Origin of the sequence: Flavobacterium branchiicola, assembly GCF_018383905.1 — a bacterium.
Lineage (GTDB): Bacteria > Bacteroidota > Bacteroidia > Flavobacteriales > Flavobacteriaceae > Flavobacterium > Flavobacterium branchiicola.
The window spans coordinates 328,561-351,088 of record NZ_JAGYWA010000001.1 but is presented as its reverse complement, the minus strand read 5'-3'; the positions used below and the strand labels follow the sequence as shown (position 1 = coordinate 351,088).

Annotated in this window: 21 protein-coding genes; 7 read left to right on the top strand and 14 right to left on the bottom strand. The window is 32.6% G+C overall.

The window, feature by feature from the left end:
* Window positions 1-249: 249 nt before the first annotated feature.
* Window positions 250-1,149: a NifU family protein gene (locus tag KHA98_RS01575; RefSeq protein WP_213254671.1), complete on the bottom strand. Its 900-nt coding sequence runs from the start codon at window positions 1,147-1,149 to the stop codon at window positions 250-252.
* A 143-nt stretch (window positions 1,150-1,292) separates the two neighbouring features.
* Here KHA98_RS01575 and KHA98_RS01570 point away from each other — a divergent pair, with 143 nt between their 5' ends.
* Complete coding sequence (locus KHA98_RS01570; RefSeq protein ID WP_213254669.1) at window positions 1,293-2,282, top strand: PorP/SprF family type IX secretion system membrane protein; 990 nt, start codon at window positions 1,293-1,295, stop codon at window positions 2,280-2,282.
* Window positions 2,283-2,291: 9 nt separating this feature from the next.
* On the top strand, window positions 2,292-2,810 hold the full coding sequence (locus KHA98_RS01565; protein WP_213254667.1) for a gamma carbonic anhydrase family protein: 519 nt from the start codon (window positions 2,292-2,294) through the stop codon (window positions 2,808-2,810).
* A 135-nt stretch (window positions 2,811-2,945) separates the two neighbouring features.
* Here KHA98_RS01565 and KHA98_RS01560 read toward each other — a convergent pair whose 3' ends face one another.
* The 5 genes from KHA98_RS01560 to KHA98_RS01540 form a co-directional block, all read right to left on the bottom strand.
* The gene (locus tag KHA98_RS01560) at window positions 2,946-3,662 is read right to left on the bottom strand and encodes a LytR/AlgR family response regulator transcription factor (protein WP_213254665.1); all 717 of its coding nucleotides are present in this window, start codon (window positions 3,660-3,662) and stop codon (window positions 2,946-2,948) included.
* 136 nt (window positions 3,663-3,798) lie between these two features.
* The gene (locus KHA98_RS01555) at window positions 3,799-4,917 is read right to left on the bottom strand and encodes a sensor histidine kinase (protein WP_213254663.1); all 1,119 of its coding nucleotides are present in this window, start codon (window positions 4,915-4,917) and stop codon (window positions 3,799-3,801) included.
* Complete coding sequence (locus KHA98_RS01550; RefSeq protein WP_213254661.1) at window positions 4,918-5,250, bottom strand: DUF4907 domain-containing protein; 333 nt, start codon at window positions 5,248-5,250, stop codon at window positions 4,918-4,920. It abuts the gene before it with no gap.
* Complete coding sequence (locus tag KHA98_RS01545; protein WP_213254659.1) at window positions 5,240-6,247, bottom strand: Kelch repeat-containing protein; 1,008 nt, start codon at window positions 6,245-6,247, stop codon at window positions 5,240-5,242. The genes KHA98_RS01550 and KHA98_RS01545 overlap by 11 nt, the downstream gene beginning before the upstream one ends.
* Before the next feature lie 16 nt (window positions 6,248-6,263).
* On the bottom strand, window positions 6,264-7,103 hold the full coding sequence (locus KHA98_RS01540; RefSeq protein WP_213254657.1) for a DUF6268 family outer membrane beta-barrel protein: 840 nt from the start codon (window positions 7,101-7,103) through the stop codon (window positions 6,264-6,266).
* 230 nt (window positions 7,104-7,333) lie between these two features.
* Here KHA98_RS01540 and KHA98_RS01535 point away from each other — a divergent pair, with 230 nt between their 5' ends.
* Both KHA98_RS01535 and KHA98_RS01530 read left to right on the top strand, forming a co-directional pair.
* Entirely contained in the window at window positions 7,334-8,659 is a 1,326-nt protein-coding gene (locus tag KHA98_RS01535) for a DUF4270 family protein (RefSeq protein ID WP_213254655.1), read from the top strand.
* The gene (locus KHA98_RS01530; RefSeq protein ID WP_213254653.1) at window positions 8,660-9,895 is read left to right on the top strand and encodes a PorV/PorQ family protein; all 1,236 of its coding nucleotides are present in this window, start codon (window positions 8,660-8,662) and stop codon (window positions 9,893-9,895) included.
* A 4-nt stretch (window positions 9,896-9,899) separates the two neighbouring features.
* Here KHA98_RS01530 and murI read toward each other — a convergent pair whose 3' ends face one another.
* From murI to KHA98_RS01490, 8 genes are all read right to left on the bottom strand, one after another.
* Complete coding sequence (gene murI / locus KHA98_RS01525) at window positions 9,900-10,676, bottom strand: glutamate racemase (RefSeq protein WP_213254651.1); 777 nt, start codon at window positions 10,674-10,676, stop codon at window positions 9,900-9,902.
* 148 nt (window positions 10,677-10,824) lie between these two features.
* Window positions 10,825-11,328: an OmpH family outer membrane protein gene (locus KHA98_RS01520; RefSeq protein WP_213254649.1), complete on the bottom strand. Its 504-nt coding sequence runs from the start codon at window positions 11,326-11,328 to the stop codon at window positions 10,825-10,827.
* A gap of 14 nt (window positions 11,329-11,342) precedes the next feature.
* On the bottom strand, window positions 11,343-12,359 hold the full coding sequence (locus KHA98_RS01515; RefSeq protein ID WP_213254647.1) for an OmpH family outer membrane protein: 1,017 nt from the start codon (window positions 12,357-12,359) through the stop codon (window positions 11,343-11,345).
* A 42-nt stretch (window positions 12,360-12,401) separates the two neighbouring features.
* Window positions 12,402-15,137: an outer membrane protein assembly factor BamA gene (gene bamA / locus KHA98_RS01510; RefSeq protein ID WP_213254645.1), complete on the bottom strand. Its 2,736-nt coding sequence runs from the start codon at window positions 15,135-15,137 to the stop codon at window positions 12,402-12,404.
* Window positions 15,070-15,810 carry an isoprenyl transferase gene (locus KHA98_RS01505; RefSeq protein WP_213255372.1) on the bottom strand — a complete coding sequence of 247 codons (741 nt, stop codon included), beginning with the start codon at window positions 15,808-15,810 and terminating at the stop codon, window positions 15,070-15,072. Before KHA98_RS01505 ends, bamA begins: the two co-directional genes overlap by 68 nt.
* 4 nt (window positions 15,811-15,814) lie before the next feature.
* Complete coding sequence (porG, locus tag KHA98_RS01500; protein ID WP_213254643.1) at window positions 15,815-16,504, bottom strand: type IX secretion system protein PorG; 690 nt, start codon at window positions 16,502-16,504, stop codon at window positions 15,815-15,817.
* A gap of 173 nt (window positions 16,505-16,677) precedes the next feature.
* On the bottom strand, window positions 16,678-17,562 hold the full coding sequence (locus KHA98_RS01495; RefSeq protein ID WP_213254642.1) for an NAD kinase: 885 nt from the start codon (window positions 17,560-17,562) through the stop codon (window positions 16,678-16,680).
* A gap of 108 nt (window positions 17,563-17,670) precedes the next feature.
* Window positions 17,671-18,330, bottom strand: a complete 660-nt coding sequence (locus KHA98_RS01490; RefSeq protein WP_213254639.1) for a CBS domain-containing protein — start codon at window positions 18,328-18,330, stop codon at window positions 17,671-17,673.
* A gap of 116 nt (window positions 18,331-18,446) precedes the next feature.
* Here KHA98_RS01490 and KHA98_RS01485 point away from each other — a divergent pair, with 116 nt between their 5' ends.
* The 3 genes from KHA98_RS01485 (at window position 18,447) to KHA98_RS01475 (ending at window position 22,527) form a co-directional block, all read left to right on the top strand.
* The gene (locus KHA98_RS01485) at window positions 18,447-19,160 is read left to right on the top strand and encodes a pyridoxine 5'-phosphate synthase (protein WP_213254637.1); all 714 of its coding nucleotides are present in this window, start codon (window positions 18,447-18,449) and stop codon (window positions 19,158-19,160) included.
* A gap of 32 nt (window positions 19,161-19,192) precedes the next feature.
* Window positions 19,193-20,182 (top strand): PDDEXK nuclease domain-containing protein, encoded by a 990-nt coding sequence (locus KHA98_RS01480; RefSeq protein ID WP_213254635.1) that lies wholly within the window; start codon window positions 19,193-19,195, stop codon window positions 20,180-20,182.
* A 77-nt stretch (window positions 20,183-20,259) separates the two neighbouring features.
* Window positions 20,260-22,527, top strand: coding sequence for a TonB-dependent receptor plug domain-containing protein (locus KHA98_RS01475; protein WP_246522104.1), 2,268 nt, complete (start codon window positions 20,260-20,262; stop codon window positions 22,525-22,527).
* Window position 22,528 lies beyond the last annotated feature (1 nt).

Sequence of the window (22,528 nt, the reverse complement as noted above, 5' to 3'; positions counted from 1 at the left end):
AAGTTTCAAGGATTTCTCCCTAGATATGTGTTTTTTGCATTGCAAAGATATGTTTTTATTTTAAAAAGAAAGAAAAAACCTACTTTTTAACTTTTTAAATTCTACTACTGAATCAAAGTCGAAAAACAAAGATAAAAATTATTCTTAGTGATATAATTGTTTCAGATAAAGTTGCTTTTATAAAAAAATGCGCAAAGTAATTTGCGCATTTTTTGGTTCTTATCAGAAACTTAAATTTTTGATACTATTTTAAGCATTCAAAGCTTCCACTTTTATGCCTTCATCATTTAGCATACTTTTTAGCATGTTTTCGATACCGCTTTTTAATGTAAATGTAGATGACGGACAACCACTGCAAGCACCTTGTAAAATTACTTTCACAGTTTTGTCTTCTTCATTATAAGAATCAAAAGCAATATTTCCTCCATCTGCTGCCACAGCCGGTTTTACATATTCTTCTAAGATATTAATGATTTGTTGCGATGTAGTGTCCAACTTGTCAAATGCTTCATCTTTGGTAACATCATTTTTAGTTGTTGTTTCAATTAAGCTTTCATCCAGAACAGTTCCTCCGTTTTCGATAAATTGTTTAATGAATGTTCTTAATTCCAAAGTAATTTCATCCCAGTTATTGATCTCATATTTTGTAACCGAAATATAATTCTCATCAATAAAAATTTCTTTTACGTAAGGAAATTTAAATAATTCCTGTGCAAGCGGAGAAGAAGCAGTCTGATCGATGTTTTTGTATTCGATAGCATTTCTGGTCAACATTCTGCTCACTACAAATTTTAAAGCCGATGGGTTTGGAGTTGTTTCTCCGTAAACCGTAATAGGTTGTTTTTTTGCTTTATTTTCGTCGATCTTGATGATTACGCCACCTTTATCAACAAATGCAACAATTTGTTCTGCTACAGCATCTTGTACGTCATCCCATTCTACAATGCTATATCTTTCGATCGCAATAAAATTTCCTGAAATATAGACTGTTTTTACGAATGGTAAATAAAACAATTGCTGTGCTAATGGCGATTCTTGTGCTTCGTCAATATTTTTGAATTCAAAGTTTTGATTTTGTGTAATGAAATCTTCAAACTCAAATTTTAATATAGTAGGATTCTGTGTTTCTCTTATAGTGATTTTTGTCATGGTATGTAATTTTTCGCAAATTTACTAAAGTTATTTTCTACTAATACCTATATTTGATTTTTTAATAAAATAATTAAGACTCTTTTCAAATAAATCGTATTAAATTAAGGGAGTCAAAAATATTTTTAAACTATTTTGCTTTTATGGGATTTAGAATCAGGATTTTAATTATTTTTTGTCTAACGGCATTTTACTCTTATTCGCAAGAAGGGATTCCTGTTTATTCGGATTATTTGTCAGATAATTATTATTTAATTCACCCTTCAATGGCCGGCGCGGCAAATTGTGCCAAAATTAGATTAACTGCAAGAAAACAATGGTTTGGTCAGGACGATGCACCATCTTTAGGAACTTTAAGTTTTAACGGAAGAATAGGGGAGAGATCTGGAGCCGGAGTTATTATTTTTAACGATAAAAACGGTTACCATTCGCAAAAAGGATTAAAAGCAACTTATGCGCATCATATCATGTTTTCGAGAGACGAAATCGATTTGAATCAGCTTTCTTTTGGTATTAGCGGAGGAGTTATTCAGAATCAGCTGGACGAGACAAAATTTGGAGGTAGTTTTGATCCGATAGTGTTTGGATCGATTCAGAAAGATACTTATTTTACTGTTGATGTTGGAGCATCATACAATTACCTCGATTTTTATGCACATGCTACTGTTCAGGGTTTAATCGAATCCAGAAGAGACATGTATACAGATTATGAAAGTAATAATATCAGAAAGTATTTATTGAGTGCAGGTTATGTTTTTGGGAAAAAAGAAAATTTTACCTGGGAGCCTTCAATATTGCTTCAGATTTTTGAGCAGACAAAAGAAAAATCTATTGACCTGAATATGAAAGGGTACAAGAATATGGATTTTGGAAGTTTATGGGCTGCACTTTCTTACAGAAGAAGTTTTGATGGAGCGCAATATGATACCGGAAACGGAATTCAATCTCAAAAACTGCAATATTTCACACCGATAATTGGTATAAATTACCAGAATTTTATGTTTGCTTATACTTATACACAGGTAATGGGCGATGTAAAATTTGATACTGGGGCTTATCATCAAATTACTTTGGGTATTAATTTATTTTGTAAAAAGGAACGTTACGATTGTAATTGTCCTGCTATTAATTAGTTTTTTTTTATGTTAATCAAATCTGTAAACGGAAAATCTCCTCAAATTCCAGAGGATTGTTATGTGGCTGAAAATGCAACAATTGTAGGCGATGTAAGCTTTGGTGAATCATGTAGCGTTTGGTTTAATGCTGTGATACGTGGTGATGTTCATTTTATTAAAATCGGAAATAAAGTCAACATTCAGGATGGAGCAATAATTCATTGTACTTATCAGAAACACCCAACGATTATAGGAAATAATGTTTCAATAGGTCATAATGCAATTGTGCATGGCTGTACGATTCACGACAATGTTTTAATTGGAATGGGAGCCATTGTAATGGATAATTGTGTTGTAGAAAGTAATGCAATTGTTGCTGCGGGTGCTGTTGTAACACAAAATACGGTGGTAACTTCAGGAAGTATTTATGCAGGTGTTCCGGCCAAAAAAGTAAAAGATATTGATCAATCTGACTTTGCAGGCGAAATTGAACGTATTTCTAACAATTATGTAATGTATTCAGGCTGGTTTAAAGATGAGCAATAAAAAATTACAATACTAAAATTCCAAATCCCAATACTGAAATTTTAAATTCCAAAATGGAAATCTTAATATAAAATTCCAAATTCCGAGAGCGAACGACTCATTTGGAATTTGGAATTTTCTTTTTTTGGAATTTATTTAAAGGTTGATTTTTTCGAAGAAAGCTGTCTTGTAACTTTCGCTAATTGGAATTCTTTTATCACTAATCAAAACTTTATTTTTCTGAATTGACTTCACGTGTTTTATGTTGATGATATAAGATCTGTGAATTCTTGAAAAACCTTTATTTGATAGTAAATTTTCTAATTTGATTAAGCTAATTAATGTGAGTGTGAATTTATTATCTGTTGTATAAATTTTTACATAATCTTTCAGGCCTTCTATAAATAAAATGTCTGAAAAGTTCATTTTAACATTTTCATATTCAGCTCTTACAAACATAAAATCCTGCTCGAGTTCAGGTGCCGTAGTGTTTTCTGAAATAGTCTGAATAGTTGATGCCGGATTAAAAATTTGCTGTGCTCTCACAACTGATTTTAGAAAACGGTGAAATGGAATTGGTTTTACTAAATAATCAACCGCTCCCAGATTAAAACCTTCGACAGCATAATCTGAATAGGCAGTAGTGAAAATGACTAAAGGCTTTTTTTCGATGGTATTTAAGAAGTCAATTCCGGAGAAATGTGGCATCTGAATGTCGAGAAAAATTAAATCGACATTATTTTGATTAATAAACGATACCGCATCGATTGCATTATTAAAGGTGGTAACCAATTCCAGAAAATCTACCTTCTGAACAAAATCTTCTAATAATTCAACCGCTAAAGGTTCATCGTCTATAATTACACATTTCATCTGTTGAAAATTAAGTTTTTAAATTTTGTTTTGGTGCTCAAAAGTACTTTTAAACCAGTCAATTAAGTTTTAAAGTTATCATAAAATAAGGCCTTTATTTTATAATTTAATCTTAACATTTAGAGGGAAATAACATTTACTTTATAGCAGTTTGAATTTTGTCTAAACTTAAGTTAAGGTGAATTCGATAATACTCAGTATTATGTGTGATAGTAAGCTGATGTGCGTTTGGATATAACAAATCAAGTCTGTTTTGAATATTAACTAAACCAATTCCTGAATTTTCAGGATCTTTAACATAATTTTCAATCGTATTTTCTATCCAGAAATCAAGGCTGTTTTCCAGAATAAAAATCTTAATTTTTACATGTGCAGCACCTTTATAATCAGTTCCGTATTTAAAGGCATTTTCGACAAAAGAAATCAAAAGCAGCGGTTCAATAAACTTGTTTTTGGTATTGCCATGAACATTTATTACAATGTCTTCAATGTTGTTTAATCTGAGTTTTTGTAGTTCGATATAATTTTGAATGTAATTGATTTCTTTTTCCAAAGCCACCGTTTTGTTATCTGTTTCATACAGCATATACCGCATAAGTTCAGATAATGTCACGATGGCATCGGGGACCAAATCAGATTTTTTGTGTGCCAATGAATAAATACTGTTTAAAGAATTGAATAAAAAATGCGGATTAGTTTGTTTGCGCAAATAAATCAATTCAGTACTTGTTCTATGAGTTTCGGCAATTAGTTTGTTTTGCTGATTACTGTAAAACTCAGTCAATGTTCTTATAATTGTACTAATGGTTGTTATTAGAAAATAGAAAAAAGAGGGTACAATTTTAAAGAATAATGGCTGTCTTATCTCGGTTACGGCATATGGGCCGTGCGGACCTCTTGGAATAAACTTCGGATCAAAAGGTATCAATCTTGCCGGAACTATATTTGCAGATCTTAAATGCCTGAATTCAGGAATAAAATAATTGGTTCTGATAATCATAAAGACAAGAATAAGAGCCAGTGTAAAAACAAAATAAAGCCAGTATTTTTTTTCTAAAAGTAAAACCGGTACCAGATAAAAATAGTTCAGATAAAACAAAATTATTCCGGTAATCCATTGTGCATAGAAATCATTATTGATTCTAAAAGGACTTTCATAGAATTGAATTAAAGAAGTCAATATAAAGAAAATCCAAATGATACAATGGAATAGAATTTTGTTTGAACTTGTATTTTTAATGGTATCGATTTTCATCTAGAATTTTATTTTTAATAAAATTAAATCATTTTTTGTTACCGTTGGAGATGTCTTCTGCTGAAGTTTATGAACTACCAAATTGCCTATTTTTAAAGCATCTTCTTCACTCGAAAAACTTTTAGCATTACTTATCACGGGAACAACAGATTGTTTTATTATCGTTTTGTTTTTATATGCTATTGTATAGCCCCAACCCGTATTAGTTTTGAAAGAATCTATTTTAAAAGCTTCTTTTTTTGTACAGGCAGAAAGTAATAAAACAGCAATGATAAACAATAAATTCTTCCGGATTTTACTCCAGAAGAATTGTTTTTTTGTATTAATTATCATCGTCGCTTTGTGTGTCCAGAGGTTTAAATTCCCATGCATCATCAAAATAAGTTGAGCCAACGCGGCCTAACATATAAAATCCACGATTGTTGATGGCAAACCCGACAGCATCAGTTCTTGCAGCGCCTTCCATTGCGGTTCTCTCTGTCCAGTAATCTGTAGAAGGATTATATTCCCAAACCGTTTTGATACTTTCGCCACCTACAACATATCCTAATCCGTTCATGGAAAAAGCCGAAGCATTTGCCCGTACAATTGCATACTCATCATTATAGGTATAATCATCATCGGTATCTTTGTCTATATCGCGTTTTCTGGTCCATACATCGGTAGAAGGATCAAACTCCCAAAAATCTTCCTGATAAACCCCATTATTAATCCCGGTGCCTATATAGGCTTTATCAGCAATTACAAAAACAGTAGCATTTCGTCTTTTGTTTCCGCTAAACCCGTTCATAAGTGTCCATGCATTAGTTTCGTCATTATATTGGTAAAAATCTTTTAGGTAATTTCCATCATAACCGGTTCCAAAATAAGCTTTACCGCCAACTTGAAATCCCAGAGCACCATAACGGGCAGTTCCTGCAAAATCTGTTTTTTGAGACCAGGAATTGCTAGCAGGATCATATTGATAAAAGTCTTTCAATTTGTTTGTTCCGTCATACCCAAGACCAACATATCCTTTTTCATTAAGTGTAAAACTAGAAGCAGAACTTCTACCAACTCCTGTAAAATCAGCTTTTTGTTCCCAGTAATCACCATTAGAGTTATAAGCCCATAAATCTTTTAAATATTCATCGCCTGTATATCCGGTAGCGACATAAGCATAATCACCAATTACAAAACTAGTTGCGCTAGATCTGGCAGGTCCATCAAATGCAGATTTTTTAATCCAGTTTCCTATCAAATCATCATCGTCATCATCGTTGCTGCAGCTTACAAAAAAGAGCGCCGAAAGCAATGTTGCGAGTAATATTCCTTTTTTTAAATTATTCATAGTGTATTAAATTTATTTATTGTTTGTATTTGATGCCAATTCCTAAAGTATATCCGTTGCCTGAATTAAAATCATATATTTTATGATTTTCAGAATCAATCAGATTGTATTTCTTATTAAAATCATATCCAGCCTTAAAATGAAGGAACCAGTTTTTATCGACATTTCTTTCATATTCAAAAGCAGATGTCATTTGCGATAAACTTGCTCTTGTGGCTGTATTCATGCTTGTTGTCTGATCTAAATTGTAGAAATTTCCATTGAAACTATTACTCACATTAAATTTGTTTCGAATAGTATTGGAATAAGAAAGTTTTGAATTCGGAAATCCTATCAAAAGAGTACTTTTGTTATTGATTTTAAAGTTTAAAGAGGCAACGGGTATAAATCCGGGATAACCAAAAACAGTTGCTCTTGCCGCTCCTAAAGCCAGACTTATATTTGAATCTATGTGCTGAATAATCTCAAGACTTCCTAAAATAGAAAAATCTGAAATATTCGGATTTTGCTGAAAACTTAATATTGGTGTCAGGCTGAAATTTACTTTTGTTGTATTTGAAAATTGATGCAGGAAATTGGTCTGATTTTTCAATTGATTAAACCGATTCAGATTTTCATAGGTTGTAAAACTTCCTAATTCATAATTTACATTCAGATTCGAATATTCAAATGTATTTGTTAGTTGATTTTTGTCATCTATTCTTTTATGGTATTGTAGCGCCAAACCGATTTCTGTGAAATCAATTTTATCCGTTGCTACTGTTTTTAAATTAAAATCTGCCGAAGAGGTTTCCTGTGCTTTCATACTAAAAAATGAAATGGTGAAAAACGTACCTATTAAGAGCCTTATTTTCATTACTTACTTATTGGCTCAAAAGTAGTTTCCTCATACTTTTAAAAAAAAGAATATATATGTATGACACTTTTTGATAGACTAAATCGTCGTTTTTACAGTCGAACCAATAATTTGTACGGATTAATCTATTGTAGATGTTTTTTTGCTGTCTGTAGGCTAAAAATGCGTGGTTGTATATGTTATAGTGCAGTGCAGAAGTGTGCCTTTTATATTTGTTGAAAAAATTTATTATGCACAAGTTTTTATTGATGTTCTTTTTTGCCATCACTTTGCTTTCATGTGGTACAGATACAGATGCTGGTGAATTTGTTGTTGGATCTGATTATTTAGCAGTAAACAATAAAGTAATTATGATTGATACTGTTTCTGTCGAGATGTCTACAATAAATTTTGATTCTTTGGTTACATCGGGTCAAAGTCGAATTTTATTGGGAAACTATGATGATCCTATTTTCGGAAAAGTACAGTCAAATAGTTATTTCCAGCTATCGGGAGCAATTTATGCCTTAAATTCCGGCGGATCAGATACAGAGGCTACAAACTTTGTTTTTGACTCTATTGCAATGATTTTAAAGTATGATAAGTATTATTTTGGAGATACCACAAAAGTGCAAACTTTAGATATTCACAGACTAATACAAAAGGTAAAACCAAATACAGATGATGCCAGTTTTTACAACAACTCGTCACTTGCTTATAATACTGAAAGTCTGGGGACAATTTCATATATACCAAGACCACTTGGAAAAGATTCCATTGTAATTAAAATGAATGATACTTTTGGAAGTGAACTTTTTCAGAAGATTAAAAAAAGAGAAGTTACCGGGTTTGATAATTTTACAGAATACCTTAAAGGTCTCGTTATTGTGCCATCAACATCCAATTCTTCAAGTGTTGTTGGTTTTCATGCCGCAACAAGTAAATTACGGTTGTATTATTCAAAATATCAGGCCGATACAGAAACCTCTTATTTTGTTGATTTTACCATTTTAGACATCTCAAAACAGTTCAATTCTATTTCGCTGGATAAAACGGGAACATTACTTTCCAGTTTACCCGTTTCAAGTAAAGCATTGTCAAGTTCGTTACTCAACAAACAAGGCTTTATTCAGTCCGGAACCGGAGTGGCGTGCCGAATCGATTTTCCAAATATTAAACAGCTAAAGTATATTTCTGAAAATGGTGCCATTGTAAATGCTGAACTCATCTTAAAAGCTGTCAATAATACGTATACGCAACAATATCCGCTGGCAGATTCTTTAACGGTTTATGTTGGCGATAATTTAAACAGGATTAGCGGTTCATTGCAAAACGCTGCAGGAACAGCTGTTTTTGGTATTTTAAATAAAAAAAGCGACGAGTTTAATGAGAATGTAGGTTACACCATTCCGGTTGGGAATTTCCTGCAGAAAGAAATGCTTAAACAAAGTGATTCCAGATCTAATCTTATCCTGACATTGCCCGGAATTAATAAAACAGTCAACCGAATTGTTTTGGGAGACCAGAAAAATTTAAACAATAAAATCCAATTGAAAATTTATTACATCTCTTATTAAATGAAAAAGAAAATAATTTATTTAAGTTACCTCGTTTTATTGTCCGTGGCTTCATTTTCTCAAAGTATTTCAAGTTCACCCTATTCGCTTTATGGAGTGGGGAGTTTGTATGATTCAGATTTTGGAACTATCCCTTCAATTGGTTCATCAGGCTTGGCTTTGCCTTCAGATACTTTTATAAACAATCTAAATCCGGCTTCGCTGGGTTATATGCCTCTTAATCATTTCATGTTTGACATAGGAGGGAAGGCTATTGCATCAACTTATCAAAGTGGTTCCAGAACAGAGAATCGAAATAATTTTCAGTTTTCACATCTTGCCTTTGCTTTTCCGGTAACTAAAAATTCAGGATTTAGCGTTGCATTAAGACCCTATTCGAGTGCTACTTTTAAAATTTCGAATTTAAAATTACCCATTACAGATAGTCAGGAATATTATTATTTAACAGCTGTAGGTTCCGGTGGATTAAACAATTTTGATTTTTCGTATGGATATCGATTCGGAAAGAAATTTTCAGCCGGAGTATCTGCTGCGGTATTATTTGGAAACACAACAGATGAACGAAGCTATCTGATTGCAAATTCAGTTACAGCCATTAGCAAAAAAACAAATTATAATGGTCTGCGTGCAACATTTGGAGCGCAGTATAAAATAGATTCCACTTTTACAATTGCATCAACGTTTAAGTTGCCGGCTCAGGTTAAAACGTCAAAAGTGCAAACTGTTCAGATGGTTACAGATGAGGTGGTAACTACTGTAGAGTCTGATGTTGCTTCAGACGTAGATGATTATTATTTACCTTCAGAAATAGGCGTGGGGATTAGTAAACGCTTTAAGAATAATCTAAATGTGACCTTTGATTACGAAAAGAGTCTGTGGAATAATACAAATCAATCTGAACTCTATGGCGATTTTGTAAATCAGGACAGATTTGCTTTAGGATTTACCTATAAACCTAAGAAAAATATTCGCAAATATTGGGATAGGGTGCAATATGCAATGGGTGCAAATTTTGATAACGGTTATCTCGAAATCGACGGAAAAAGAATTAATAATGCTGCAATCTCTATAGGGCTAAATTTACCAATAGAGAATACTTTTTCGAGTTTAAATATTTCTTACTCGTATGGACAAAAAGGAAGAATTTCAGATAATTTAATTAAAGAAAATTATCATAAGTTATCTCTTAATTTGTCTCTGGACGGTATCTGGTTCGTTAAACGAAAGATCGAATAATAACTTAAAAATCTCTTTTAATAACAGGATATTTGTTTTCTAAAATTGAGTTTAAAACAGCAGGATTAGAATTCACATAAAATTCAGGTGCATTTTCTATCGCATCAGAAAAACCAACTTTTTCACGCAACAGATTTTGTGTCTGGCGTGCCACTGCCTCTCCTGAATCTATAATCTGAATATGGTCAGGCAGTATTTTTTTGATCTGAGGGATCAGATACGGGTAATGGCTACAACCTAAGACAAGATAGTCGATATTGGCATCAATCATAGGTTGTAAATAAGATTCTAATAACTGAGTCATTTCCGGTGAGTTCAGATTTCCGTCTTCAATAAGTTGTACCAGACCATGTCCGACTTGTTCAATTATAGTAGTATTATGAAACATTTCAGCAGTTTTATTAAACAACTCACTGTTTAGTGTTCCTTTGGTAGCCAAAATACCAATAACCTGGGTTTTTGAATTGGTTGCTGCGGGTTTTATTGCAGGCTCAATTCCAACAAAAGGAATATCGTAATCTGCACGAAGTTCGCGAATAGCATTTGTTGTTGCAGTATTGCAAGCCACAACAATCAATTTGCAGTTCATTTCGAGTAATAAATCGACATTTTTTTTGCTCAATGCAACAATTTCCTCTTTGGTTTTCTGACCATATGGCGCATTTTTACTGTCTGCTAAATAGATGGTTTTTTCGTTTGGAAGTAAATCATGAATTGCGCTCCAGATTGAGGTTCCGCCAATTCCAGAGTCAAAAACGCCGATAGGATTATTGTTTGTCATAGTACAAATTTAGTGTTTTTTGAAATAAATTTATATTCTAATTTAACTGAAATCTTCAAATTCTATTGTGTTCTAATTTTAAATAAATGTAAAAAAAAACTGCTCAAACTTTTAAAGTCTGAGCAGTTTTTAATAGGGAATCTGTTTATTAGAATCCTAAGTCTTTTTTTACATCAGCAGTAATGTTTGGACCATCAGCTAATAAAAGAGAAGAACCATCTAATACATATTGGAAACCTTTAGCTTTTCCAACTTTTTGGATAGAAGCTCTTACTTTTTCCATTAATGGTTTTACGATATCGCTTTCTTTTTGTTGTAATTCTTTTTGTGCATTGTCTCTGTAATCAACAATTCTTTTTTGCATATCCTGAACTTCTTTAGAACGCTCACCGTTGATAGCTTCAGTTACTGTTGCAGCTTCAGCCTCATACTTTTTGATTTTTGTTTGATATTCGTCAACCATTTTTTTGTATTCAGCATCATATGTACCACTTAATTTTTGTAGTTGATTTTGAGCATCTAGCATAGCAGGCATTTTCGACATAATCTCGCTAACATCAACATGGGCAACCTTAGCCTGTGCATTCATTGTGTTACTTGCTCCTAAAATTAGCATCGCAGCAATTAGTAAAGTTTTGATTTGTTTCATCATTTTTAAAATATTAATTAATTATTGGTCGTATTTGTTTTTTGTGTTTCGGCCTCTTTTGCTTTTTTGGCCGCTTCTCGTTCTTCGAGTATTTTCTTTCTTCTTTCTTCTAATTCTTTTTTACGCTCTTCATACAATCTCTGTCTTTCTGCAGCTTTATCTACAGCAGGTTCAGTAGTTGCTGGTGTCGTTCCAGTTGCTGTGGCTGCGGCTGGTTTTGCCGTTGTGCCGTCAGTTTTTGCTGGTTCGGCTGTTTTAGCAGGTTCAGAAACCGTGCCATTTTTTTTCGCCTCTCTTTCAGCCTGAATAGCTTTTCTTCTGTCGTCGTATTCTTTTTTCTTAGCTTCTTGCTCTAATCTTCTGTCTTCAATTAGTTTCTCTCTGGCAGCTTTCTTTTCATCCAGAACTTTTTGACGATCTGCTAATGCAGGGTTTTCATCAATTGCATTTTCACGACTTTCTTTAACTTCCTGATCTTTCAATTGTTTTTTAGTCAATTGTTCTCGCTTATCAGTTCTGTTTAAAATACGTATCACCTGATCGCTGATATCGAATTTTTTATTGCTGAAAAGCATGGTTAAATCTGATGATCTGTCAAAAACAAAATCATAATTTTTAGCTTCTGCAATATCCTGAACGGCTGTGAAAACCTGATCCTGAATCGGTTTTGCTAAAGCAGCTTTTTGGTGCATCAAATTTCCATCTGAACCAAATTGTTTTTGCTGATAGTCGAGCATTTCAGTTTCAAGAAACTTAATTTCAGTTTCTCTTTCCTCTATAAGCTCTTTAGTAAGCAAAGCTTTTTCAGTTTTTAAACCTTCTTTTAATTTATTTATTTCTAGCTTCTTAGTTTCAACTTCCTGCTTCCATTTTTGAGCTTTTAACTCTAATTGAGCTGTAGCCTCTTTATAGTCGGAAACATTTTCTAATATGTATTCCATGTCAATGTAGCCAATTCTTGTCGTCCTTGTCTGCGCTTGACTTGTATTTGCTACAATCAAGGCTAAAAATATAAATAAATATTGTTTTCTCATAACATAATTTTATTTGATGATTTTTAACCAAACGTTATTTTTCTAAAATTGTTGTCCAATAATGAAATGCGTTTCCCAACCATTTGCTTTATTAGTAACAGATCCTGGTAAAGCATCGAAACCATATCCAAAATCAATTCCTAACAATCCAAATGCAGGCATAAATACACGTAAACCAACACCTGCAGAACGGCTCAAATCAAACGGGTTGTAATCTTTGAAAGTCGGATAAGATGAACCAGCCTCTAAGAACGTTAACGCATAGATAGATGCAGATGATTTTAAGGTAATTGGATATCTTAATTCCATAGAGAATTTGTTATAGATCGTTGCTCCAATTTGTTCGCCTTTTGAGTTTACAGGAGTTAATGAGTTATTTGGATAACCTCTCAATCCAATAGTCTCTCTACCATCCATCGAGTATTGTGCCATTCCGTCTCCACCTAAATAAAAACGCTCAAATGGTACTACACCTCTTGCTTGATCATAAGCTCCTAAGAAACCAAATTCAGTTAATGTTCTTAAAACTAATTTACCATAAACTTTCGTGTACCAGTCTGCTTTAAATTTAATTTTATAATATTCTAACCAATTGTATTTTTGTTGGTCAACTTTTGCAGGATCTGCAGCTGCTTCCTGATAAGTACTTACCTTGTTACCACTTGTGTCAAGATAGTCTCCTTTTTTGATCATTTGGCCATTTGCATCTCCTTGTGTAGCATCTGCAGTAGCTTTCATTTTGTACTCTTCTTTATCACCAAGAGTAGCATAATCAATTCCGTTAAACAATGAGTAAGGAGGTGTTACTTTTGCAGAAACACTAAACTCCGAACCATAAGTTGGGAATATTGGATTAACTCCTTTATTGCTTCTTGATAGTCCAATTGTGTAAGCTAAGTTTCTTGAAGCTCCATTACCAAAAGTAAACAAACCAGTGTTGTAATTATTCAAATCATAGTGTTGGTAACTTACCGATTGAGATAATACAAAGTAATCATCCGGTACTGTTAACCTTTTTGCTAAACCAACTTGTATTGTAAAAATATTAAAACTTTTGCTTTTGTCCACATCTCTTGTAATATAATTATTTAAGAATTGTTTACTATAAGAGATAGATGAGCTAAATTGTACTGGTTTTTTTCCTCCAAACCATGGTTCAGAGAATGATAAACTATAAGTCTGGAAATACGTACTTCCTTGTAAACGAAGTGCTATTTTTTGACCGTCTCCCATGGGAAGTGGCTTGTATGCATCTTTGTCAAATAATTTTCTAGCCGAGAAGTTGTTAAACGAAAGACCTAATGTTCCGATGAAACCTCCACCACCGTAACCTCCCTGAAGTTCGACCTGACTAGATCCTTTTTCAACAAGTTGGTATTCGATGTCTACAGTTCCTGCACCAGCATCAACATTTCTAAATTCTGGTTTGATAGATTCCGGGTCAAAGAAACCTAATTGACCAATCTCACGAATTGTTCTTACTAGCTCTTCTTTGCTGTATTTGTTTCCTGGTTTAGTTCTTAACTCACGGTAAATTACGTGGTCATTTGTTTTGTCGTTTCCTGTAACATAAATTTTATTGAAGTATGCAATAGGACCTTCTGTTACTCTAATTTCAAAATCAATAGTATCATTTGCTGTTTTTACCTCTACAGCATTGATGTTAGAGAATAAGTAACCATTGTTTTGATATAAGTTGGTAATATCCTCAGCATCTGGTTTCGACTTATCTGCAATTCTTTTTTCAAGTAAAACTCCATTGTAAGTTTCACCTTTTTTAATCCCTAAATAACGGTTTAATTGCTGATCTGAATATACAGTGTTACCTAAGAATTTGATATTTCCAAAGTAGTATTTATTTCCTTCTTCCAAATTAATTTTAATAGCAAGCATATTTTTTTCTTTGTTGTAAGTAACAGAGTCATAAATAATACGAGCATCACGGTATCCTTTTTCTTTATAGGTTGAGATAACCTTTTCTAAGTCGGTTTTGTATTTTTCCGGAATAAATTTTGAAGCTTTTAGTACACGAAGTACATTTTTTTGTTTGGTGTCTTTCATTGCGGCTCTTAACTGAGTGTCAGTAAGTTGTTTGTTTCCGCTAAAATCGATACTGCTAATTTTTACCTTATCGCCCTTGTCAATTCGAACAAGCATGTTTACATGATTTCCGGCCAGGGTGTCAGGTGTATTTGTGATAGTAACTTTTGTATTATAATAACCTTCTTTTTTATATTTATTTTCAATATAATTTTTGGTCGTCGTGATTAAGTTTTCATTGACAATTTTATTTTTTGTCAAATTATTATCCTTAATAAGTCCTTCGACCTTACTTTTCTTAACGCCAACAATTTTGACTTCGTTTAATTTTGGAAGTTCTACTATGTTTAAGTCCAGATAGATGCTGTCATTTTCTACTTTATTAATGTAAAAAGCGATTTCATCAAATAAACCTAGTTTACCTAATTTTTTAATAGCGCCACTAATTTCTTCACCGGGAACCGTTATTTCCTGTCCTTTTTGAAGGCCGGAAAATGTAACGACGGTTTGTTCATTGAAGCTTATTTTACCAACAACTGAAACTTTAGCAAGGATGTATTTTTTTCCCTGATCAAAAGGAACTCTATCTTGTGCTCTTATTTGTGAAAAACTACCCAATAACAAAAGGGTACAGATTATTTGTGGTATTCTTTTTTGTAACACTAAAAAATTATTTAATTTGTTCACTGGTTTTTCCAAATCTACGTTCTCTTTTTTGATAACTAATAATAGCCTCATATAAATCTTGGTCTTTAAAGTCTGGCCATAAGACATTAGTAAAATACAATTCGGCATAGGCAATCTGCCATAGCAAAAAGTTACTTATTCTATGTTCTCCACTTGTTCGTATTAATAAATCTACGTCAGGTAAATTTTGCGTGTAAAGATGCTCATTTATAATTAAATCGTCAATAGTGTCTATTGAAATTATATTATTTTTAACTTTATCACTGATGATTCTAACGGCATTTACCAATTCTTCTCGTGATCCGTAACTTAATGCTAGTGTTAGCGTAAGACGTGTATTGTTTTTTGTTTTTTCGATTACATCCAAAAGCTCTTTTTGAGCTGATTTTGGTAGTTTATCAAGATTACCAATTGCATTAAGACGGATGTTGTTTTCCTGAAGCGTGGTAAGTTCTTTTTTTAATGAATTGATTAAGATTTTCATTAAAGCTTCAACCTCTAGTTTTGGACGATTCCAGTTTTCAGTTGAAAATGCATATAATGTTAAGTACTCAATACCAAGTTTGGCACAAGTTGTAATTGTTTTTTTTACCGATTTTGTTCCGTTTTCATGACCAAAAGCGCGTAAAAAACCCTGTTGTTTTGCCCAACGTCCATTTCCGTCCATAATAATGGCCAGGTGTTTAGGTAAGTTTGTGTGGTCTATAGAGTCTATTAAATTCATTGTATTATTCTGCGCAATAGCAAGGTTTTTGTCCAAAGGTATACGTTAAAGTAATACCAGAGAACACATACCAGTCATTATTATTTAAATTTCCGAATTTTAAAATATTAGCATTGCTGGTATTCGGATTACTGCCATCAATATTATCTGTAAAAGTATAACGTGCACCAACCTCTGCTGCAAGAACAAAATGCGGTGTTATATTTGATTTTATACCCAATGTCATCGGAATTGCAAATGAATTTGAATTCACGCTGTAGATGTTGTTTGGGTTTGTATTATAACGGTATAAGCCATCATAGAGAAAAAAGCTTAAACCAGAATAAACATAAGGTGTAATTTTTGGATGATAATCATGAAGATTGAAATCGAAGAAATTAAACTCGAGGCCAGCAGAAAACTCTTTTACATTATTTTCAAATCTGTACCCTCTGTTGCTTCTTCCTGTTTCATCAGATTTTTTATCATTTCCTATAACAGTCGATTGTGTGTAGGAGAAACGATAAGAATGTCGGGGACTTTTGTTCCATTTGTACAGAACACCAAAAGCTGGTTTTTCGGGAGCGATATAAGTAGTACTTCCTACATCACCTACAAAGTTGCTTCCGCCTAGAAAAACACCAATCTCATTGATCTGAGCCTGTAGTGTAATAAAGGGGAAAAAACATAACAATAAATTAAAAATTTTCTTCATTTAATTCAAAATTGCGTGCAAATATAATAATTATCGATACGAATCAACGTTGCTTTAGTTAAATGTGCTTTTTTTTCAATTTACCATATGATTTTAAGCTATTTAATAAGGATTCGATACATGCAGAACGGGAAAAAGTAGTATTATCGTATAGTGAGTCGTCAGAAAAAGCTTTAATTTCTTTTGTCTTCACCCCATAGTAATTTGTTTCTTAAAGTTTTAAGGAAAGTTTCGCCCGGAATCTCAACCATTTTTATTTTGTAATCTGTTTTTTTGATCTTTAAAATAGATTCATTTTTTACCGACGAGATTCTGGAGTCTAAAGAAACCAAGTACTGATCTTCTCTGCCAGAGACACGCAATGTGATTTCGGTATCATCCGGAATAACCAGTGGTCTGGTGGTTAAATTATGTGGGGCAATAGGTGTAATTACTAAGCTTTTTACATCTGGTGTTAATAACGGGCCACCACAGCTTAAAGAATATCCTGTTGATCCCGTTGGTGTTGAAATAATTAATCCGTCTGCCCAATAAGAATTTAAATATTCATTGTTAAGATAGGTTTCAACTGTAATCATCGAAGTAGTATCTTTTCTGCTGACAGTTACTTCGTTCATTGCAAAATTAAGTTCCTTAAAAGCATCATTATTGGGTTCGGAAGTTAATCCAAGTAAAGTTCTTTCAGATGTGGTGTAGTTTTGATCGATTACATATTGCAGTAAACTATCGATGTTTTCTTTTTGAACTTTAGCTAAAAAACCTAATCGTCCTGCATTTATACCTAAAAGAGGAACACCGGAATTACGAACAAAAGCAGCAGAACGCAACATGGTTCCGTCACCGCCAATACTAATTAACATTTCAAAAGTACTGTCTAATATTGTGCTGGATGTAAAGGTTTTGTATTCTTTTTTTACAAGTTGTTTTTCGTAAAGCATTTGAAGAAAGTTTTCTTCAATGACTATTTCAACATTATTAGAAGTAAGAAAAGAGAAAATGTCTTTAATAATAGGTTCAGTACTGTTTTGATAATATTGTCCGTAAATGGCTATTTTCATTCTTGTTAAATTAGATAATATGGCAATTAGATAATGTGGCAATTTGAAAATTAGATAATGTCAGTTGGAGTGTAAATTTTCTAATTGACATATTAACTAATTTTCTAATTATATGTTGAGATATTTGTCTAAATAATCAGAACGCTCTTTTAAACTATTGATATAAGAGTCTTCCTGATGTTCAGAAATAATTTCGTAATTGTATCGTCTAAAAGTCTGGATAATTTCATTCATTGGTCCAGTGCTCACTTTTATGGTAATCTGAACATTTTCTAAATCGGCTTCAGATATAAAACAGCCCAGGATTTTACCATTATTACTTTCAATAATTTGTGTTACCTGACCCATTGAGTAATCTAAAAGCCCTTTTTGAACAATAATAATTCCGCCTTGTTCTTTTAAAAATGGAGTTTCCTGAAAAAATCTCATAATATCTTCCATTTCATAATAACCAATATAGGAATTATTTTCATCAAGAATTGGAACCGTATTAGTGTGATTTTTAGCAAAGACTTCCAGAACATCCAGCCAGATCATTTCTTTTCTCGCAAAAAAACGTTCCAGTGTATATTTATAGTCAATTGCTTTTTTATCAGTATCAAAAGTTTCAACGTCATCAGAAGCGATACTTCCAATGAAAATTCCGTTTTCCAAAACCGGAAAATGCGAAAAATCAACTTCGGCAAAAAAGTCCTGAACCGATGCTATCGTTTCCTGACTATCAATTGCTCTGAAATCATTGGTGATATAGTTTGTAATTTCTGTCATAAATCAATTGAGGATATTTGATGCAAAATAATCAAAAAATAGCAAAAACTGCTACGTTTTACTTTGTATTTTTGTCGTAACAAATATAGTGTTACTAGAATTAATTATCTATTTATATGACAAAGTTAAGTGTAAATATCAATAAAATTGCAACGCTTCGAAATGCTCGCGGTGGAAATGTACCTGATTTAGTAAAAGTAGCTGTAGATATTCAGCGTTTTGGGGGACAAGGAATTACAATTCATCCTCGTCCGGATGAACGCCATATACGCTATCAGGATGCAAGGGATTTAAAAGCGATTATTACGACAGAATATAATATTGAAGGAAATCCGCAGCATAATTTTATTGATTTAGTTTTAGAATGCAAGCCAGATCAGGTAACATTGGTTCCCGATGCTATTGGGGCAATAACCTCTTCTGCAGGTTGGGATACAATAAATAATCAGGCTTATTTAACGGAGGTTATTCAGGAGTTTCAAAGAAACGGAATCAGGACGTCGATTTTTGTTGATCCGGTTTTAGAAATGATAGAAGGGGCTAAAAAGACAGGGACAGATAGAATTGAATTGTATACTGAGGCTTTTGCACATCAATATGGTTTAGGAAACGAAAGAGGTATTGATCCTTACATAAAAGCAGCAGAACTGGCAAATGAATTAGATTTAGGAATCAATGCTGGGCACGATTTGAGTTTAGATAATATCAAGTTTTTTAAAGAAAATATTCCAGGTTTATTAGAAGTTTCTATTGGTCATGCTTTGATTTCAGAGGCACTTTATCTTGGTTTGGATAATGTGGTTAATATGTATTTGAATAAATTGAAGTAATTTTTTTAAAGTTTTTAATTTAATCGATTGATATGCTTAGTAATCAAAGTCAATTGTTTTCAGAGATTAGAGAAATTATTCTTCAGTCTCGTCAGCGTGTTTTCAGAATAGCAAATTCTACATTATTAGAAACATATTGGGAAATTGGAAAAGTAATCATTGAAGAAGAACAAAACGGAAAAGATCGTGCCGATTATGGTAAATCAACTTTAAAAAATCTGGCAGATCAACTTACGCTTGAATTTGGAAAAGGGTTTGATGAAAGAAATTTGAACAATATGCGTGCTTTTTATAGGGCTTTTCCAATTTGGAACGCATTGCGTACTGAATTGAGTTGGACGCATTATCGATTATTGTCAAGATTGAATTCGGAGCAAAAAATAAATTATTATTTAAACGAAAGCATTCAAAATAATTGGAATAGCAGAACGCTTCAAAGGCAAATAAATTCATTAGCATTTGAGCGTGTTTTGGAACATAAAAGTATTGAAACAAAAGCAGATACTATACATAATCTAATAAAAGATCCTTACATTTTTGAGTTTTTAGGACTTTCAACTGAAAATAAAAATTCTGAACGAAGTATTGAAACTTCTATAATTGATCATTTACAACAATTTTTATTAGAGTTTGGAAAAGGATTTGCTTTTGTAGCAAGACAGCAGCATATTGTAACAGATACTTCAGATTTCTATATTGATTTAGTATTCTATAATTATATTTTAAAATGTTTCGTTATTATTGATTTAAAAACGGGTTTCTTATCTCATCAGGATATTGGGCAAATCGATATGTACGTGCGAATGTATGATGATTTGAAAAAAGGAGAATCTGATCAGCCAACGATAGGAATTTTGCTTTGTTCTGAGAAAGACGAAACAATTGTAAAATACTCTGTATTGGCCGATAAGAAAAGTATTTTTGCAAGTCAATATTTACTGTATATGCCTAAAGAGGAAGAGTTGAAAGCTCTCGTTGAAAATGATATTCAAAGATTTAAATTAGATAATGAAATTGATTAAAAAGAGAAAAAAACGCATTAACTAAGAAAAGATTTTATAATTGTTTATTTTCGCACTTTTCTTATTAAAATTTAGTGTTGAAAATAATTACTTTTTTCTGTTTTTTCTGTTTTTCTGGGATATTTGCCCAATCAAAAGCAGTTCTTTCTGGTAATGTAAAATCTTCTGAAAACGAAATTGTTACTGGAGTGAATATTTCCTTTAGTGCAAAAGAATTTTTTGCATCCTCATTTACCGATTCTCTGGGTAATTTTTCTGCTAATATTCCTTTGGGAAAAATAAAAATGGATATAAATAAAGAGGGTTATCTTCAAAAAAGCTTTCATTTTAATTTCTCAAAAGACACGCTGATTTCTATTGTTTTAGAAAAAGATATTTCTCATTTAAAAGAAGTTGTTGTCGCCAGTGGAAAGAAAAATCCCATCACCAATTTATCCGGAGGAAAACTTTCTTTTAATCTTAAAGAATTAAGTAATGTTCCGACCGTTTTAGGAACTACCGATATCATCAAATTATTGCAATTAACTCCCGGAGTACAGAATTCTGGTGATGCAAATGGCTATTTTTATGTGCGGGGCGGAGATCCGGGGCATAATGCGATATTGTACAACGGAACGCCAATTTATGGAATGTCGCATTTGCTGGGTATTTTTCCGTTTTATAATGCCGATCATATAAAAGATGTCGAATTTGATAAGTCAAGTTCTAATGCAAAATATGGAGGACGTTTAAGCTCGACAACCGTACTAAACCCCAATAAAAAAATACCTGCTGAATTTGGAATTCAGGGAAATGTTGGAATTTTAGCCTCTCAATTAACCTTGGCAGTCCCACTTACCGATAAAACAGGGTTTTATATTTCAGGGCGAAAAACATATATAGATGAAATTGTTGGGCCAGTCTTAAAGTCGGGGTCAAACAATGATGTTCAGGATATGAAATATGGTTTTTCTGATGGTAACTTTGCCTTCATTTCGCAACTTTCAAAAAACAATTTATTTTCTGTTGATGCCTTTGTTAGTAGTGACGAACTAAAAGTTAAAGATGAAAATCTGGCATTAAGAACCAATTTAAAGTGGAGTAACTTTACGGTTTCACCATCTTTAACAACTACGTTATCTCCTAAAGCCAGCATGTCAAATTCGGTTTATTTTAGCCAGTATTCTAACGATTTGAGTATGAATCAGGCAACAATTCAATTTGATGTTTCTTCTTATGTTAAGGATTTTGGGTTTACAAATTCAATTAAATATTTCGTTAAAGACATTCCTTTTGAATCGGGAGCGCAATATGTTTACCATAACTTGCAGCCTCAAAAAGTAAATGTTGAAAATTTTACAACAGTTAATAATAATTCTGAGCAGATCATTAATGCCAGTGAAGCGGCAATTTTTACAACTGCAAAGCCAAAATTATCTGAAAAAGTAACGGCAGAATTGGGACTTCGAATTAATTATTACACTTCAGGAACTGACTCTTATCTGCATTTTCAGCCTCGAGCTATTGTGAATTATTTTGCAAGCGAAAAGTATTCATTTTATGCGTCATACAACAAGCAGTATCAGTATTTAAGTATGATCACGACTTCGAGTGTCGGGATTCCTACAGATTTCTGGATTGCAAGTACAAATGGAATAAAACCACAATCTTCTGATGAATTTGCAATAGGTTCAAATCAAAATATTACAAGAAATTTTTCTTCTTCTTTCGGAGGTTTTTATCGTTCGATGAAAAATCTATTGGAATATCCATACGGGATAACTCAGTTTAATGAAATTACAACTTTAAAAAACGATTTGCTGGTTGGAAAAGGAAAAGCCTATGGGTTTGAAATGATGCTTCGCAAAAGTAACGGAAGGTTTAATGGCTGGATAAGTTATACGTTGAGTTGGTCTGATCGAAATTTTGATGAATTGAATAATGGAGAAACCTATTTTGCAAAATACGACAGACGTCATAATCTTTCTGTGGTTGGAATGTATGATTTGAATCCAAAATGGAGTTTTGGTGTAACACAAATATTTGCCTCGGGAAATCGATTTACAATGCCAACTTCTTGGTATTTTATAAATAACAATCCGGTTAAAGAATATTCAGGATATAATAATGCGCAAATGCCCAATTATATCAGAACCGACCTTTCTGCAAATTATTATTTTATAAAAAGTGCTAAAAAAGAAAGTGCTTTAAATTTTTCTATTTATAATGCCTTCAATATTGAAAATCCGATTTATGTTGTTTTGAATGTTCAGGTTAATCCAGATAAGAGTAGCGTAATTGTAAAACAGGAGAAAAAGGTTTTGTACAGAATATTACCTTCGATAAGCTGGAGATTTAAATTTTAAA

What these genes read in the sequence shown, in the direction of transcription:
- KHA98_RS01565 (WP_213254667.1), top strand. Translation starts at nt 2,292, where the DNA reads ATGTTAATCAAATCTGTAAACGGAAAATCTCCTCAAATTCCAGAGGAT.
- KHA98_RS01545 (WP_213254659.1), bottom strand. Translation starts at nt 6,247, where the DNA reads ATGAATAATTTAAAAAAAGGAATATTACTCGCAACATTGCTTTCGGCG.
- murI (WP_213254651.1), bottom strand. Translation starts at nt 10,676, where the DNA reads ATGACAAACAATAATCCTATCGGCGTTTTTGACTCTGGAATTGGCGGA.
- KHA98_RS01540 (WP_213254657.1), bottom strand. Translation starts at nt 7,103, where the DNA reads ATGAAAATAAGGCTCTTAATAGGTACGTTTTTCACCATTTCATTTTTT.
- KHA98_RS01555 (WP_213254663.1), bottom strand. Translation starts at nt 4,917, where the DNA reads ATGAAAATCGATACCATTAAAAATACAAGTTCAAACAAAATTCTATTC.
- bamA (WP_213254645.1), bottom strand. Translation starts at nt 15,137, where the DNA reads ATGAGGCTATTATTAGTTATCAAAAAAGAGAACGTAGATTTGGAAAAA.
- KHA98_RS01485 (WP_213254637.1), top strand. Translation starts at nt 18,447, where the DNA reads ATGACAAAGTTAAGTGTAAATATCAATAAAATTGCAACGCTTCGAAAT.
- KHA98_RS01570 (WP_213254669.1), top strand. Translation starts at nt 1,293, where the DNA reads ATGGGATTTAGAATCAGGATTTTAATTATTTTTTGTCTAACGGCATTT.
- KHA98_RS01505 (WP_213255372.1), bottom strand. Translation starts at nt 15,810, where the DNA reads ATGAATTTAATAGACTCTATAGACCACACAAACTTACCTAAACACCTG.
- KHA98_RS01520 (WP_213254649.1), bottom strand. Translation starts at nt 11,328, where the DNA reads ATGATGAAACAAATCAAAACTTTACTAATTGCTGCGATGCTAATTTTA.
- KHA98_RS01530 (WP_213254653.1), top strand. Translation starts at nt 8,660, where the DNA reads ATGAAAAAGAAAATAATTTATTTAAGTTACCTCGTTTTATTGTCCGTG.
- KHA98_RS01480 (WP_213254635.1), top strand. Translation starts at nt 19,193, where the DNA reads ATGCTTAGTAATCAAAGTCAATTGTTTTCAGAGATTAGAGAAATTATT.
- KHA98_RS01560 (WP_213254665.1), bottom strand. Translation starts at nt 3,662, where the DNA reads ATGAAATGTGTAATTATAGACGATGAACCTTTAGCGGTTGAATTATTA.
- KHA98_RS01495 (WP_213254642.1), bottom strand. Translation starts at nt 17,562, where the DNA reads ATGAAAATAGCCATTTACGGACAATATTATCAAAACAGTACTGAACCT.
- KHA98_RS01575 (WP_213254671.1), bottom strand. Translation starts at nt 1,149, where the DNA reads ATGACAAAAATCACTATAAGAGAAACACAGAATCCTACTATATTAAAA.
- KHA98_RS01515 (WP_213254647.1), bottom strand. Translation starts at nt 12,359, where the DNA reads ATGAGAAAACAATATTTATTTATATTTTTAGCCTTGATTGTAGCAAAT.
- KHA98_RS01490 (WP_213254639.1), bottom strand. Translation starts at nt 18,330, where the DNA reads ATGACAGAAATTACAAACTATATCACCAATGATTTCAGAGCAATTGAT.
- KHA98_RS01535 (WP_213254655.1), top strand. Translation starts at nt 7,334, where the DNA reads ATGCACAAGTTTTTATTGATGTTCTTTTTTGCCATCACTTTGCTTTCA.
- KHA98_RS01550 (WP_213254661.1), bottom strand. Translation starts at nt 5,250, where the DNA reads ATGATAATTAATACAAAAAAACAATTCTTCTGGAGTAAAATCCGGAAG.
- porG (WP_213254643.1), bottom strand. Translation starts at nt 16,504, where the DNA reads ATGAAGAAAATTTTTAATTTATTGTTATGTTTTTTCCCCTTTATTACA.